Source organism: Streptomyces phaeolivaceus (genome assembly GCF_009184865.1).
GTDB lineage: Bacteria > Actinomycetota > Actinomycetes > Streptomycetales > Streptomycetaceae > Streptomyces > Streptomyces phaeolivaceus.
In genome coordinates this window covers 5,611,137-5,624,437 of the sequence record NZ_CP045096.1, presented here as the reverse complement: position 1 = coordinate 5,624,437, position 13,301 = coordinate 5,611,137, and the positions used below count along the sequence as shown (strand labels likewise).

14 protein-coding genes and 1 pseudogene are annotated in these 13,301 nt (G+C 70.1%); 7 read left to right on the top strand and 8 right to left on the bottom strand.

The window, feature by feature from the left end; genetic code table 11:
* Positions 1–127: 127 nt before the first annotated feature.
* The 3 genes from F9278_RS26505 to F9278_RS26495 form a co-directional block, all read right to left on the bottom strand.
* Complete coding sequence (locus F9278_RS26505) at positions 128–649, bottom strand: DUF2617 family protein (protein WP_152170545.1); 522 nt, start codon at positions 647–649, stop codon at positions 128–130.
* 494 nt (positions 650–1,143) lie between these two features.
* Complete coding sequence (locus tag F9278_RS26500; RefSeq protein ID WP_152170544.1) at positions 1,144–1,551, bottom strand: hypothetical protein; 408 nt, start codon at positions 1,549–1,551, stop codon at positions 1,144–1,146.
* A 197-nt stretch (positions 1,552–1,748) separates the two neighbouring features.
* Positions 1,749–1,958, bottom strand: a complete 210-nt coding sequence (locus tag F9278_RS26495) for a hypothetical protein (protein ID WP_152170543.1) — start codon at positions 1,956–1,958, stop codon at positions 1,749–1,751.
* A 513-nt stretch (positions 1,959–2,471) separates the two neighbouring features.
* On the opposite strand from F9278_RS26495, the gene F9278_RS26485 reads away from it, so the two are divergent.
* The 4 genes and pseudogenes from F9278_RS26485 to F9278_RS26470 form a co-directional block, all read left to right on the top strand.
* Positions 2,472–3,716: a pyridoxal phosphate-dependent aminotransferase gene (locus F9278_RS26485; protein WP_152170541.1), complete on the top strand. Its 1,245-nt coding sequence runs from the start codon at positions 2,472–2,474 to the stop codon at positions 3,714–3,716.
* Between the two features lie 141 nt (positions 3,717–3,857).
* The gene (locus F9278_RS26480; protein ID WP_103544659.1) at positions 3,858–4,115 is read left to right on the top strand and encodes a type II toxin-antitoxin system Phd/YefM family antitoxin; all 258 of its coding nucleotides are present in this window, start codon (positions 3,858–3,860) and stop codon (positions 4,113–4,115) included.
* Positions 4,116–4,125: 10 nt separating this feature from the next.
* A complete protein-coding gene (locus F9278_RS26475) occupies positions 4,126–4,386 on the top strand; it encodes a Txe/YoeB family addiction module toxin (protein WP_103544660.1) in 261 nt (86 codons plus the stop codon).
* 77 nt (positions 4,387–4,463) lie between these two features.
* A pseudogene (locus tag F9278_RS26470) lies at positions 4,464–4,898 on the top strand (aminotransferase class I/II-fold pyridoxal phosphate-dependent enzyme); the annotation flags it as partial.
* An 84-nt stretch (positions 4,899–4,982) separates the two neighbouring features.
* On the opposite strand, the gene F9278_RS26465 reads toward F9278_RS26470, so the two are convergent.
* Both F9278_RS26465 and clpB read right to left on the bottom strand, forming a co-directional pair.
* Positions 4,983–5,561 carry a YbjN domain-containing protein gene (locus F9278_RS26465; RefSeq protein ID WP_152170540.1) on the bottom strand — a complete coding sequence of 193 codons (579 nt, stop codon included), beginning with the start codon at positions 5,559–5,561 and terminating at the stop codon, positions 4,983–4,985.
* 268 nt (positions 5,562–5,829) lie between these two features.
* On the bottom strand, positions 5,830–8,466 hold the full coding sequence (gene clpB / locus F9278_RS26460; protein WP_152170539.1) for an ATP-dependent chaperone ClpB: 2,637 nt from the start codon (positions 8,464–8,466) through the stop codon (positions 5,830–5,832).
* A gap of 129 nt (positions 8,467–8,595) precedes the next feature.
* Between clpB and F9278_RS46340 the strand changes: the two genes are divergently transcribed.
* The gene (locus tag F9278_RS46340) at positions 8,596–9,009 is read left to right on the top strand and encodes a pyridoxamine 5'-phosphate oxidase family protein (protein ID WP_193241643.1); all 414 of its coding nucleotides are present in this window, start codon (positions 8,596–8,598) and stop codon (positions 9,007–9,009) included.
* A gap of 305 nt (positions 9,010–9,314) precedes the next feature.
* Here F9278_RS46340 and F9278_RS26450 read toward each other — a convergent pair whose 3' ends face one another.
* Positions 9,315–9,650: a Rieske (2Fe-2S) protein gene (locus tag F9278_RS26450; protein WP_152170537.1), complete on the bottom strand. Its 336-nt coding sequence runs from the start codon at positions 9,648–9,650 to the stop codon at positions 9,315–9,317.
* A gap of 1 nt (position 9,651) precedes the next feature.
* Positions 9,652–9,849 carry a hypothetical protein gene (locus tag F9278_RS26445; protein ID WP_226967330.1) on the bottom strand — a complete coding sequence of 66 codons (198 nt, stop codon included), beginning with the start codon at positions 9,847–9,849 and terminating at the stop codon, positions 9,652–9,654.
* A gap of 116 nt (positions 9,850–9,965) precedes the next feature.
* On the opposite strand from F9278_RS26445, the gene F9278_RS26440 reads away from it, so the two are divergent.
* Together F9278_RS26440 and F9278_RS26435 are read left to right on the top strand one after the other, a co-directional pair.
* The gene (locus tag F9278_RS26440; protein ID WP_193241642.1) at positions 9,966–10,979 is read left to right on the top strand and encodes a helix-turn-helix domain-containing protein; all 1,014 of its coding nucleotides are present in this window, start codon (positions 9,966–9,968) and stop codon (positions 10,977–10,979) included.
* 19 nt (positions 10,980–10,998) lie between these two features.
* Complete coding sequence (locus F9278_RS26435; RefSeq protein WP_152170534.1) at positions 10,999–11,997, top strand: helix-turn-helix transcriptional regulator; 999 nt, start codon at positions 10,999–11,001, stop codon at positions 11,995–11,997.
* Here F9278_RS26435 and F9278_RS26430 read toward each other — a convergent pair.
* Positions 11,954–13,015: a helix-turn-helix transcriptional regulator gene (locus F9278_RS26430; RefSeq protein ID WP_193241641.1), complete on the bottom strand. Its 1,062-nt coding sequence runs from the start codon at positions 13,013–13,015 to the stop codon at positions 11,954–11,956. The two genes, F9278_RS26435 and F9278_RS26430, sit on opposite strands and share 44 nt — an antisense overlap.
* Positions 13,016–13,301: the final 286 nt, after the last annotated feature.

Sequence of the window (13,301 nt, the reverse complement as noted above, 5' to 3'; positions counted from 1 at the left end):
GGTCTGCGGCGGGTTGAAAAGCAAGGGGCGCAGCCCCTGCTTTTCAGGGGCGCGGGGAACCGCGCGAGAAACCCCCACTCACCCGCACCCGCCGACGCACCCGAACCCCCGAGCTACTAGGCACCCCTCACAACGTCACCGCCACCCTCACCCCCACCCTCGTTCTCGTGGCGACCAGTTGTCCGTCCTGGGGGTACGCGTGCCAGGTGCGCCAGTGCACCTGCCCCTCGTGCCGCTGCGCGAGCATCGCCGTGAAGGCGTGCGGGCTGCCGGGGAAGACGCCGGCCAGACCATGGGGGTGGTCGGAGACGAGGGCCAGCAGTTCCTGGGCGCGGCCGGCGAAGGACCCGGGGGACAGGACCTCGACGCGAGCGGCGAATTCGTACTCCCAGTCGCCCACGCGTTTGGCGACGCCGAGCGGCAGGGGCGTGCTGGACCCGGGGATGCAGGCGACCGTCTCCGAACAGTGGCTGCCCTGCTCCTCCTCCAGGAGTACCTGGTGGGACGCGCCGAGCAGTCTCAACTGCAGCTTCGCACCCGTGAGTTCGAGGTCGAGCGTGGCGAGCGCGGGCAGCGGTTCACGCCCCAGGGCCCAGGCGAGGTCTGCCGCGCGCGTGTCGGTGTAGGCGGTGTTCAGGGTCGTGAGCATGGGTCGGCTCCGCAGCGACGCAAAGAGAAGAGGAGTGGGTCCGGCGCACCCCGGTCGGCACCGGGAGATGGGGCCCGGTCAGCCAGGTCGGGTGAGGACGACGTCCCAGTCGGTCCGGTCAGCCGTGTCAGGCCTGCCGGGAGGGACGTCCGGGGGCTGCGTTGGCGATTTATAGGGAATCATGAACTGTGGCGCCACCACAGCGTTTTTACCCAACTTGACGTGCTTTCCATCCCCCCGAGGGCAGCCCAGCTCAACTGTTCAACCGGGCGTACGCCCCGTCGGGCGACACACTCCCCACGCGCCCGTCGAACCAGGCGCGCGGACTCCGGGGAGCGCTCACCGGACAACCGGGCCTACCCGGCGTACTCAGGCGTGAACAGAAGCCACACCTGTGCGCCTGCCCGATCCGAGGAGCAGTACACACGCGAGCGCCCGCCGGGAAGTCGGGCTTCCCGGCGGGCGCTCGTGTCGTGAAGCTCAGCTGCCCCGTGTCAGCTGCCTCCACCGCATCCGCCCCCGCCGCCTCCGCAGGAGGACCCGCCCCCGCAGGACGAACCACTGCTGCTGCCGCACGACGAGGAGCCGCCGCTGCCGCAGGACGAGCCGCCGCCCCCGGACGACGGACCCCGGTCGTCGTTCGACGAGGAGGACGAGCCGCTGTCCCCGATCCCGGCCGTCGCCCCGAGCGCCCACCAGCTGCTTTCGGAACCGCTGTTGTCGGAGGCGCTGCTGCCCCGGTTGCTCCGGTGCGCGCTGCCGCCGCTGCCGCGGCCTCCCGACGAGCGGCGGCGTGCGGCCGTCCGCACCGCGTTCCTCCTGTGGTTGCTGATGACACCGACCACCGTCGTGAGACCGACGACCGCCACCAGGATGATGCCGATCAACACGGGTACGTTCATGGCGCCACCCTCCCCTCTTTCTCCGAGTCCCCCGAAGCGACCCCCCGTGGGCGCCTCGCTCACCTACGTGTCGCGGGGATGCCCCCGCCGCGGACCGCTCAAAGCCGATTCGAGCAAGTCCGGAACCTGCCTGTCGCGCATGCGCTCGCCGATGCGGAGTGCCCTGCCACCGGTGCGCGGAGCGCCACGGCGGACGGTCAGCTCCCGCCGCCGCAGCCACCACCACCACAGGAGGATCCGCCGCCGCACGACGACCCGCTCCCGCACGATCCGCCGGCCCCGGACGAACCTCCGCCGCCCGCCCACCAGCTGCCCCGCCGTCCCCGACGCCGGGAGTTCCTGACGACCGCGGCGACGATGACCAGTCCGACAACGACGAGCACCCCGATGACGACGATCTCTGTCATGGCCCGCCTCCCCTCTTCTCTTCCGCGCCTGTGTCCCCCGAAGCGCCCCCCGTGGGTGCCTCGCTCACTGCGTGTCGCGGGGATGCCCCCGCCGCGGACCGCTCAAAGCAGAATTGAGCAAGTCCAGAGCCTGCGTCTCGCGCGGTCAGCTTCCGCCGCCGCACCCGCCCCCGCCGCCGCCCCCGCCGCCGCCTCCGCCGCCTCCTCCGCAGGAGGAACCGCCGCCACAGGACGAGCCCCCGCCGCAGGACCACCATCCGCCGCTCCGGTGCGACGACCCGCTCTCCGCCCACCAGCTGTGCGAGCGCCTGCGGCCCCGCCGCGAGCCGCGGCCGAGCCCCCAGACGATGCTGATCAGGGCGACCGCACCCATCAGGATGAAGAAGAACTCCATGGCGGCACCTGCCTCTCGTTCCCCCGTGCAGACCCCCCGTGGGCCGTGCGTGACGTGGTGATCCCCTGCCGTCTCACCGCTCAAAGCGGAGTTGAGGAAGTCCAGAGGTTCGGCGCAGGATGACGGCCATGACCTCCAGCGCAAGCCCCGCCCAGCCCCCTCGGACCCCGCGTCCTCCGCTCAACCGGCGGCTCGCCGAGTTCGGGACGACGATCTTCGCCGAGATGTCGGCGCTCGCCCTGAAGACCGGATCGATCAACCTGGGCCAGGGCTTCCCCGACACCGACGGCCCCGAGGAGATCCGCGAGGCCGCCGTACGGGCGCTGCGGGACGGCCGGGGCAACCAGTACCCGCCGGGTCCTGGCGTCCCCGAGCTGCGCGCCGCGATCGTCGAGCACCAGCGACGGCGGTACGGGCTGACGTTCGACCCGGACACGGAGGTACTGGTCACGGCGGGCGCCACGGAGGCCATCGCGGCGGCCCTGCTCGGTCTGCTGGAGCCCGGCGACGAGGTGGTCGCCCTGGAGCCGTACTACGACTCGTACGCGGCCTGCATCGCCATGGCGGGCGGGACGCGCGTACCGGTGACGCTGCGGCCGTCCGAGGAGACCGGCGAGGGAGTCACGGACCGGCGTTTCCGGCTGGACCTCGACGAGCTGCGGGACGCGGTCACCGACCGGACGCGGCTGCTGCTGATCAACACCCCGCACAACCCCACCGGCACGGTCCTCACCCGTGCGGAGCTGACGGCGATCGCCGAGCTGGCGGTGGAGCGGGATCTGCTGGTGGTGACGGACGAGGTGTACGAGCACCTGGTCTTCGACGACGCCGAGCATCTGCCGCTGGCGGCCTTCCCCGGGATGCGGGAGCGGACCGTGACCATCGGGTCGGCGGGCAAGACGTTCTCGTTCACCGGGTGGAAGGTGGGCTGGGTTACCGGAACCGCGGAACTGGTGACCGCCGTCCGTTCCGCCAAGCAGTTCCTGACGTACGTGTCATCGGGGCCGTTCCAGTACGCCGTCGCCGAGGCGCTCGCGCTGCCGGACACGTACTTCGAGGAGTTCCGCGCGGGTATGCGGGCGAAGCGGGATCTGCTCGCCACCGGGCTCACGGAGGCGGGCTTCGAGGTGTTCCGGTCGGCGGGCACGTACTTCATCACCACCGATATCCGCCCCCTCGGAGAGAGCGACGGCTTCGCCTTCTGCCGTTCGCTGCCCGAGCGCGCGGGCGTCGTCGCCATCCCGAACGCGGTCTTCTACGACCACCGCGAGGCCGGCGCCCCGTTCGTGCGGTTCGCGTTCTGCAAGCGCACCGAGGTGCTGACAGACGCGGCGGAACGGCTCCGCAAGGCATTCGCGCACTGACCGCCCCCCCTGCGGGACTTGTCGACGCGACGGCCGCGCCTCGCCCGGTCGGCGCTTTCGCGCCGCGGGCCGTCATTTCGGCGCTTGCCGCACCGACAGGGACGGACGTACAATTTTCTGTACGTGAAAGGAGGGTCGACTGTGAAGACCATGACGTATTCGGAGTCGCGTGCGCGGTACGCCGAGGTGCTCAACTCCGTCACCGACGACCGCGAAGAGGTCGTCATCACCCGGGCCGGACATGAGCCGGTCGTCATCGTCTCCCTTGAGGACTACGAGTCCCTGAAGGAGACGGCGTATCTGCTGCGCAGTCCGGCCAACGCCCGGCGCCTGCTCGCGTCCATCGACGAGCTGGAAAGCGGCGGCGGCACCGTGCGTGAGCTGGCGACCGACGAATAGGTGCCGCGAGTTGAAGATCACCTTCTCTTCCCGCGCCTGGGAGGACTACCTGTGGTGGCAGCTTCAGGACCGGAAGATCCTTAAGCGCATCAACACGCTCATCGCGGACATCACGCGGAACGGCAACGAGGGCATCGGCAAACCGGAACCGCTCAAGCACGGCTTCCAGGGCTACTGGTCGCGCCGCATCAACGACGAGCACCGGCTGATCTACAAGGCAACCGAGGACGGCGTCCTGATCGCACAGTGCCGCTACCACTACGAAAGCTGACGGGCCTCGGGGGTCGGGCACAGCACCCTTCTCGCAACCTGACCCGCGCAGCACACGAACAGGTGCGTGAACACGGAGTGGCCTGGGTTACAGCGGCCCCGAAGCTGGTGGCCACCGTCCGCTCGGCCAAGCAGTTCCTGACGTATGTCGCCTCCGGGCCCTTCCAGTACGCCGTGGCCGAGGCCCTGCGTTTGCCCGACTCGTACTTCGACGAGTTCCGAGCCGACATGCGCGCCAAGCGCGACCTGCTGGCGGCGGCCCTCGCGGACGCGGGCTTCGAGGTCTTCCGCCCCGCCGGCACGTACTTCATCACCACCGATATCCGCCCCCTCGGAGAGAGCGACGGCTTCGCCTTCTGCCGCGCCCTGCCCGAGCGCGCGGGCGTGGTGGCCATCCCGAACGCGGTCTTCTACGACCACCGCGAGGCGGGCGCGCCGTTCGTACGGTTCGCGTTCTGCAAGCGCGCGGAGGTGCTGGAGGAGGCGGCGAAGCGCCTGAAGTCGGCGTTCTGACACCGCTCGGCGTGGCCACCGGGGGCGGATGACCGCCGGTGGCCACGGAGGCGGTGCGAGGGTGCCGGGGGGGTACGGGGGCGGCTACTCGTCGCCCTTGGCACCCGTACCCGTGGTGCCTTCGTCGCCCTCGTCGCCCTTGTCGTCCTTGGGCTTCTCGGCCTCGTCGACGTCCTCGGCCAGGCCGAGCTGCTCGACGAGCCACTTGTCGAACTCGATGGCGGCGCGCACCCAGCTGACCGTCGACGAGACGAAGTGCTCCAGGCTGACGCCGGTGCCGATCAGCAGCTGGGCCTCACCGATGAGACGGACCGTGCCGTCGTCGTGGGTGTGGCTGTAGACCTTGGGCCACAGGGTGCGGCGGTTCCAGTCGTCGATGGTCTCCAGCAGGGCCGACTTCTCGTCGATCTGGTGCGGACGGTCGTAGAACGTGCGCACCGAGAAGACCTGCTGGTCACCCTCGCCACGGAACATGAAGTACGTACGGAATTCCTCCCACGGCGCCGCGAGGTCACCCTCGTCGTCGACGACGTACTTCAGCTCCATCTGGTCCAGGAGCTGCTTCACGAGGTCCTGATCCGGGACGACGGGGCCCGCCGGCCCTTGGGGCTGCGGCTCGGGCTGGCCCCCGAAGTTCGGAATCGAGGACGGGTCGATGCTCACCGTGATTTTCCCTTCGTACGGATTCCGCCATCCTCCCCCATGCGGGGCGGGGGGTGGCAACCCCGGCCCCGCGCGGTTCGTCGCCCTTGGCCGGATCCTCCGGGGGATTCAGCTACGAGCGTGGGCGGGAACCTTTCGGGTACCCCCGATCCCGGCGTACATCGGTGACCGCGGGAGAATTCGGGGCCCCCTGAAAGTGCCGCAGGCCCTGCTTCTCAGGGGCGCGGGGAACGGCGCGAGAAGCCCCACCGGACCCCCGCGGCCGACATCAGAGCGTCTTGCCGGAGGCCCGCGGTACCGGCCCCACGATCAACCCCTCCCCCTCCCCGAACGCGTCCACGCGGACCGTGTCGCCGTCCTTGACCTCGCCGGAGAGGATCTCCTTGGCGAGGCGGTCGCCGATGGCGGTCTGGACGAGGCGGCGCAGGGGGCGGGCGCCGTAGGCCGGATCGTTGCCCTCGTCGGCGAGCCAGGTGAGGGCCTCGGGGGTGATCTCCAGCGTGAGGCGGCGCTCGGCGAGCCGCTTGGCGAGCCGGTCGATCTGGAGCCCCGCGATCCGCCGCAGCTCCGCCTTGTCCAGGGCGGAGAAGACCACCAGGTCGTCCAGGCGGTTCACGAACTCCGGCTTGAAGGAGGCCCGCACCACGTCCAGGACCTGCCGCTTCTTCTCCTCCGCGCTCGTGACCGGGTCGACCAGATACTGGCTGCCCAGGTTCGAGGTGAGGATCAGGATCGTGTTGCGGAAGTCGACCGTACGGCCCTGTCCGTCCGTGAGCCGGCCGTCGTCGAGGACCTGGAGGAGGATGTCGAAGACCTCGGGGTGCGCCTTCTCCACCTCGTCCAGCAGCACGACGGAGTAGGGACGGCGCCGGACGGACTCCGTCAGCTGGCCGCCCTCCTCGTAGCCGATGTAGCCGGGGGGCGCGCCGACCAGTCGGGCCACGCTGTGCTTCTCGCTGTACTCCGACATGTCGATGCGGATCATGGCCCGCTCGTCGTCGAAGAGGAAGTCGGCCAGGGCCTTCGCCAGCTCCGTCTTGCCGACGCCCGTGGGGCCCAGGAAGAGGAAGGAACCGGTGGGGCGGTCCGGGTCGGCGATACCCGCGCGGGACCGTCGTACGGCGTCCGACACGGCGCGTACGGCCTCGGACTGGCCGATCAGGCGGCGGCCCAGCTCGTCCTCCATGCGGAGCAGCTTCTGGGTCTCGCCCTCCAGGAGGCGGCCCGCGGGGATGCCGGTCCAGGAGGCGACGACATCGGCGATGTCGTCGGCGCCGACCTCGTCCTTGACCATGGTGTTCTTGGAGTGCTTGGACGCGGCGGCCTCCTCCTCGGCCTCGGATGCCTCCTCCAACGCCCTTTCCAGGGTGGGGATCTCGCCATAGAGGAGCTTGGAGGCGGTGTCGAAGTCGCCGTCGCGCTGGGCGCGTTCGGCCTGGCCGCGCAACTCGTCGAGTTTTTCCTTCAGTTCACCGACGGCGTTGAGGGACTGCTTCTCCTTCTCCCAGCGGGCGGTGAGGTTGCGCAGGTCCTCCTCCTTGTTGGCGAGGTCGCGGCGCAGCCTCTCCAGACGCTCGCGGGAGGCGGCGTCGGTCTCCTTGTCGAGGGCCATCTCCTCCATGCGGAGCCGGTCCACGGACCGCTGGAGCTCGTCGATCTCGACGGGCGAGGAGTCGATCTCCATACGGAGCCGGGAGGCCGACTCGTCGACGAGGTCGATGGCCTTGTCGGGCAGGAAGCGGGAGGTGATGTACCGGTCGGAGAGGGTGGCGGCGGCGACCAGCGCCGCGTCCGCGATCACCACCTTGTGGTGGGCCTCGTACCGGCCCTTGAGCCCGCGCAGGATCGCGATGGTGTCCTCGACGGTCGGTTCCGCCACCAGGACCTGCTGGAAGCGGCGCTCCAGCGCCGGGTCCTTCTCGATCCGCTCCCGGTACTCGTCGAGCGTCGTGGCGCCGACCATGCGCAGCTCGCCGCGGGCCAGCATCGGCTTCAGCATGTTGCCGGCGTCCATCGCGGAGTCCCCGCCCGCGCCCGCGCCGACGACCGTGTGCAGCTCGTCGATGAAGGTGATGATCCGGCCGTCGGAGTCCTTGATCTCGGCGAGGACCGTCTTCAGCCGCTCCTCGAACTCGCCCCGGTACTTCGCCCCGGCGACCATCGCGCCGAGGTCGAGCGAGACGAGCCGCTTGTTCTTCAGCGACTCGGGCACATCGCCCTTCACGATCCGCTGGGCGAGCCCCTCGACGACGGCGGTCTTGCCGACGCCGGGCTCACCGATGAGGACGGGGTTGTTCTTGGTCCGGCGGCTGAGCACCTGCACCACGCGCCGGATCTCCTGGTCCCGGCCGATGACGGGATCGAGCTTCCCCTCCCGCGCGGCGGCGGTGAAGTCGGTCCCGAACTTCTCCAGGGCCTTGTACTGCCCCTCCGGATCGGCTGTGGTCACCCGGCGTCCTCCCCTTGCCTGCTGGAACGCCTCCTGCAACTTCCTGGCGTTCGCCCCCTGCCGGGAGAGTACGTCCCCGGCCTGGCCGCCCTTCTCGGCGATACCGATCAGGAGGTGCTCGGTGGAGACGTACTCGTCGCCCAGTTCCTTCGCCTTGGCCTGGGCGGCGGCGACCACGCTCAGCAGTTCGCGGTTGGGCTGCGGCGGCGACACGGTGGCGCCGGTCACGCTGGGCAGGCCGGACAGGACCTTCTCCGCGCCGGCGCGTACGGCCGCCTGGTCGGCGTCGACGGCCACGAGCAGATCGGTGATGTTCTCCGGTGTCTGTTGGCCTCGGCCCTGCAGCAGAGCCAGCAGCAGGTGGGCGGGGGTGAAGTCGGCGTGCCCCTCGGACACGGCACGGTTGCTGGCCGCGTTGATCGCGTCCCGGCTCCTGTTGGTCAGCTCGGCGTCCACGTTCGCGTTTCCCTCCTTGCGTCAGCCGTCGCCTCGGCCGTCGGTAACAGTGACTTGGGCAACGTGCACAAAGTTGAGTCTATTCCACTCAAGGTGGAGCGGGGAGCGTTCCCGCTAGATTCCAGGACCGTGAGCATCTATCGAGTGGACCCCGGTGAGCCCGACGACGCGTATCTCGCCTTCTGGCGGGAGCGCCACCTCTGCACCCTGACCACCCTCCGCGCGGACGGCAGCCCGCATGTCGTACCCGTCGGTGTCACATACGATCCCGAAGCCCGGCTCGCTCGGGTGATCACCCGCACAGGGAGCGCGAAGGCCCGCCATGTGCGCCTCGCGGGCGACGCGGGCGCCCGGGTCGCGGTCTGCCAGGTGGCGGGCGGGCGCTGGGCCACGCTGGAGGGGCTCGCCCGGGTCCACGAGGACCGGGAACGGGTCGCGGACGCGGAGCGGCGGTACGCGGAACGGTACGGCAGACAACCGCAGCCCAACCCGCTCCGCGTCGTGATCGAGATCGAGCTGACGGGGGCGCTGGGGCGCGGCTGACGGAGGTGACGGGGGTGACGACGGGGGTGACGGTGGGGCAGTCGCGGTGGCGGTGGCGGCGCGGGGCGGCCGACGACCGCCGACGGTGACGGTGACGGTGAGCGCCGACGGTGACCGTCCGCTTCCGGTTGGCTATTTTTCAGACAGATGTCGTACAGACGAGCGAGCCCGGGGGCCGGTTCCGATACCGGCGGACATCGTGAAATGTCCCCACAAGCCTGCAGCGGCGTCACCGTGTTCAGGTCACGGTGACGCCGCTGCTGGGGGGAAGCGCCTGAGCGATTTGAAACGACGGGGGAATCGCTTCAGGCACTGCGGGGGGTGGCTGAGACGGCCGCGGAGGCCGGGGTCTCCGGCTCGGCGAGCCGGTGGTCGCGCTGGTCGAGATTGACGAAGACCATCCCGTACCGAACGGCACACCGCACTGGCTGCGGCGCGCCGCGCGGACGCCGCAGACACCGGTACGCCCGGATGTCCTCGTCCTCGTCCCGGGTCACCACCACCGGTTCGCCGAACACGGTCACCATCAACGAGTCACCGCTGTGGGGGATGGCGGTGGCCAGGTCGATGAAGTGCCAACCGGAGCGGTAGGCGGTGGCCATTTCACGGCGGAAGGAACGGTCGTCGGGAGGAGTCGTCATATCAGGCCCACACGCTGTCTGCCGGCGTGACGGTCGTGGTCGTCAGGGCATCACCCGCGACCGTTCCCGTCTCGGTCTCCGGCTGCACGATCGGCCACACGCTGTCCGCCTTGACGACACCCTTCGCATCGGAGAGGCCACTCAGTGCTCCGAAGGCCACAACGGCGGAGAAGGCGGCAGCAAGTACCGAGCGAAGCATTCTCTTACCCATAGTCGGCTTCGTCCTCACTTGAAGGTCCCCTCTTCCCCCGTCGGATACGACGATGGCTCATTCGGGCACGTCATGGCCACACAATCGGTGCATCATGTTCCTGCATGTTCAGGACCCTGGGGGGTGGAGATTTGGTGATGGATCGGGCTAAAGCGACACATCCCCATGCGGTGACCGAGATGTGTGAGGAGGGTGCACGCCTGTACGCGAATGCTCTCCGTACGGGACGCATCGCCCGCGCCGAGGTGGACCCCGCGCCCTGTCTGATGGAGTTCGCCCTCCTGCATCCGGATCCGGACGATGCGGGCTGGCTACGTCCGGTACCGCCGTCGATCGCCCTTTCCCAGCGACTCAACCCGCTGGAGCGCGAGATCACCGAGCGCAGACGTTTCTCCATCGAACTGGCCGAAGCTTTCGAGCCATTCATGACCCTCAGCGCCCTGACGACACCGACCACGCACTCGATCACGGTGCTGGAGGGCAGCGCCCGGATCAACGCGGCCCTCGACCTTGCCACCAGCCAATGCCAGACGGAGATGCTCACGGTCCAGCCGAGCGGCCCCAGGCCCGAGCGCAGCCTCCATCAGGGGCTGGAACGAGACAGACCGCTCATCGACCGCGGTGTCCGGATACGGACCCTCTACCAGCACACCGCCCGCTACAGCCCGGAGAAGCTGGCCTATGTCTCCCACTTCACCGACGGCAAGGTGGAGTACCGCACCATCGACGAGTTGGTCGAGCGGCTGATCATCTGCGACGAGACCGTCGCCTTCATCCCCACCCGGGACGACCGGCAGGTCGCCCTGGAGCTGCGCCACGCCGGGGTCGTCCGCTATCTGATCAAGGTCTTCGAGTTCATGTGGGACCGCGCGGTCCCGCTGAGCACCGGCGCCCCCTACGAGACGGCCCCCGACGGCATCACCCGCATCCAGCACTCCATCGCCAAGCTCCTCGTCGAAGGCCACGTCGACGAGGCCATCGCCCGCCGCCTCGGCATGAACGTCCGTACCTGCCGAGCCCACATCGCGAAGCTCGCCACGGCGCTGGGCAGCGGCAGCAGGGCCCAACTCGGCTATCTCATAGCCCAGTCGGGGATGCTGGAGCAGGAAGCCGAGTGATGCGGGAAGCGAGCCACGTGTGACCGCCGAGGCCCACCGGCACCCGGCCGACGAGCTGTGCGAGGCCGGCGCCGATCTCTACGCACGGGCGCTGCGGGAAGGTGGTGTGGGCACCGAGGAGGCAGCCGCCGCGCCATGTCTGATCGACGTCGGTCTGCTGCACCCGGTCGTCGGGGCCCCGCACCGGCTGGCGCCCGCCTCCCCCGCGTCCGCCCTGCACCGGCTGCTGCGCGGCATCGAGGACCGGGTCGCCGAGGAGCGGCGCCGGGAGGAACGGCTGGCGGTGGCCTTCGAGCCGTTGCTGCGGATCGCGGAGGGGCGTGCGGTGAGGGACGACACCGGTACCCCTGCGGTCACCCTGCTCAGCGGCGTCGACCAGATCAATGTCGCCATCGCCGAGGCCATGGCCAAGGCGACCCGGGAACTTCTCTGCATCCAGCCGCACACCCACCAACACGGCCAGCGCGGGCAGAGAGGCCAGGCCGCCGCCCTCGGCCGCGACCAAGCCGTGCTGACCCGGGGCGCCCGCATCCGTACGCTCTACCCGCACACCCTTCGGCACTCCCCCCTCATCGTGGCCCGCTACGAGCAACTGCGCGGCGACGCCGAGGCACGCACCCTGGACGAGGTCACCGACCGCCTCATCCTCGTCGACCGCACGGTGGCCTTCATCCCGGCGGACACCGAGCGGACCATGGCCCTGGAGATCCGCCATCCCACGCTGATCTCCTACTTCGCCACGACCTTCGACCGTCTCTGGCGCCTGGCGACGCCCATGTATCCCCAGGCGGTCCAGCTCCCCGTGGTCAACGGCGTCACCCCTCGTCAACACGCCATCGCCCGCCTTCTGGTGGAAGGCCATACCGACGCCGCCATCGCCGACCGCCTAGGCCTCAACATCCGCACCGCCCGCGTCCACATCGCCAAACTCGCCGCGCTGCTCGGCAGTGAGAGCAGGGCTCAGCTCGGGTTTCTCATCGGGCGGTCGGGGATTCTGGAGCGGGAAGCGGGAGGGTAGGGGAGGGCAGGGCGGGGAGGTCGTCCGGTGGGGTGGTGCGGGGCGGTCCTTCGAGGCCGGCCTCGGCGATGCGGACGCCGAGTTGCGTACGGCTGGCCGCGCCGAGCCGTTCGGAGAGGCGGGCGATATGGGCCCGGCAGGTGCGGACGCTGATCCCGAGGCGTTCGGCGACGACCGCGTCCTGATGCCCCTCCGCGAGCAGCGCCGCGATGGACCGCTCCCGGTGGGTGATGCCCGCGACCCCGGTCGAGGGGAGCGACGCGGCCAGGGGGACGGCGAGGCGCCAGAGGCGTTCGAAGACCGTGACCAGGTACTCCACCAGCGCCGGATGGCGGATCTCCAGGGCCATCGTGCGGTCGGTGTTCGCCGGGATGAAGGCGACCGTGCGGTCGAAGACGATGAGGCGTTCCACGACCTCGTCCAGGGTGCGGGCCTCCGCCGACTCCCCCATCAGCTCCATGTAGTTGTGCAGGCCCTGCCCGTGCCGGGCCACATGTGTGTACAGGTCCCGCATCCGCACGCCCCGGCGGCACATCGCCAGCGCCCGGTGCAGCCCCTCGCGCAGCTCGTCCTCGCGCCGGATGCCGCCCGGCTGCACGGTCAGCACCTCGGTCGTACAGCGGTCCGTGGCCTCGTCGATCGCCGCGCGGATCCGGGCCAGCCCGTCGAGCACCCGGATCGCCGTGCTCTCCCCCGGCTGCCGGGCCCGGGAGCTGCCGAGGCCCGCGTACCACTCGACGGCGTCCACCGCCGCGCCCATCCGGGCCTGGCTCGCGCTGACCTCCGCGTGGACGCCGCGCAGCAGCCGGGTCATGACCTCCTGCGGGGAGGTGGGCACCAGCCAGCCCATGTCGTCGGGGTCGGGGTGCAGCAGGGCGAGTTCCAGCAGGCAGGGCACGGCGTCGGCGTCCGCGCGCGGGACGCGGCCCCGCCGTACCGCTCTGGAGTACACGCGGTCCCCGGCCGCGCAGAGCCGGTCGGCACCGTGCGGATGCTCCTCGGACGCGTGCCCGGCCATCACCCAACTCACCCCCGGTTCCAGCCTCTTCGCAGCGCAACTATGCGCGGCCCGCACCGGCACCGCAACACGACGAAGGGAAGGTTTCATCCCTTTATCGGGCATGGTGCACCTGTTTCTCTACCCCTCAGGCAGTGCGCTCTGCAACAAGCTGAAGATGGCGATGAGATGCCCCTGCCGTGCAAGGTGAGTGAGCCCGCAGAGCCGTCGCGGGTCCTACGGGGGAGGGCCCGCGACGGCCATGGGGCCGCCGGAAGACCGACCGGACGACGCCGTTTCCGTCCGC

Bases quoted from the DNA above. Each gene is read 5' to 3' on its own strand.
- F9278_RS26505 (WP_152170545.1), bottom strand. From the start codon at position 649: ATGCTCACGACCCTGAACACCGCCTACACCGACACGCGCGCGGCAGAC.
- F9278_RS26485 (WP_152170541.1), top strand. From the start codon at position 2,472: ATGACGGCCATGACCTCCAGCGCAAGCCCCGCCCAGCCCCCTCGGACC.
- F9278_RS26495 (WP_152170543.1), bottom strand. From the start codon at position 1,958: ATGACAGAGATCGTCGTCATCGGGGTGCTCGTCGTTGTCGGACTGGTC.
- F9278_RS26445 (WP_226967330.1), bottom strand. From the start codon at position 9,849: ATGCTTCGCTCGGTACTTGCTGCCGCCTTCTCCGCCGTTGTGGCCTTC.
- F9278_RS26440 (WP_193241642.1), top strand. From the start codon at position 9,966: ATGTTCAGGACCCTGGGGGGTGGAGATTTGGTGATGGATCGGGCTAAA.
- F9278_RS26430 (WP_193241641.1), bottom strand. From the start codon at position 13,015: ATGGCCGGGCACGCGTCCGAGGAGCATCCGCACGGTGCCGACCGGCTC.
- F9278_RS26500 (WP_152170544.1), bottom strand. From the start codon at position 1,551: ATGAACGTACCCGTGTTGATCGGCATCATCCTGGTGGCGGTCGTCGGT.
- F9278_RS26450 (WP_152170537.1), bottom strand. From the start codon at position 9,650: ATGACGACTCCTCCCGACGACCGTTCCTTCCGCCGTGAAATGGCCACC.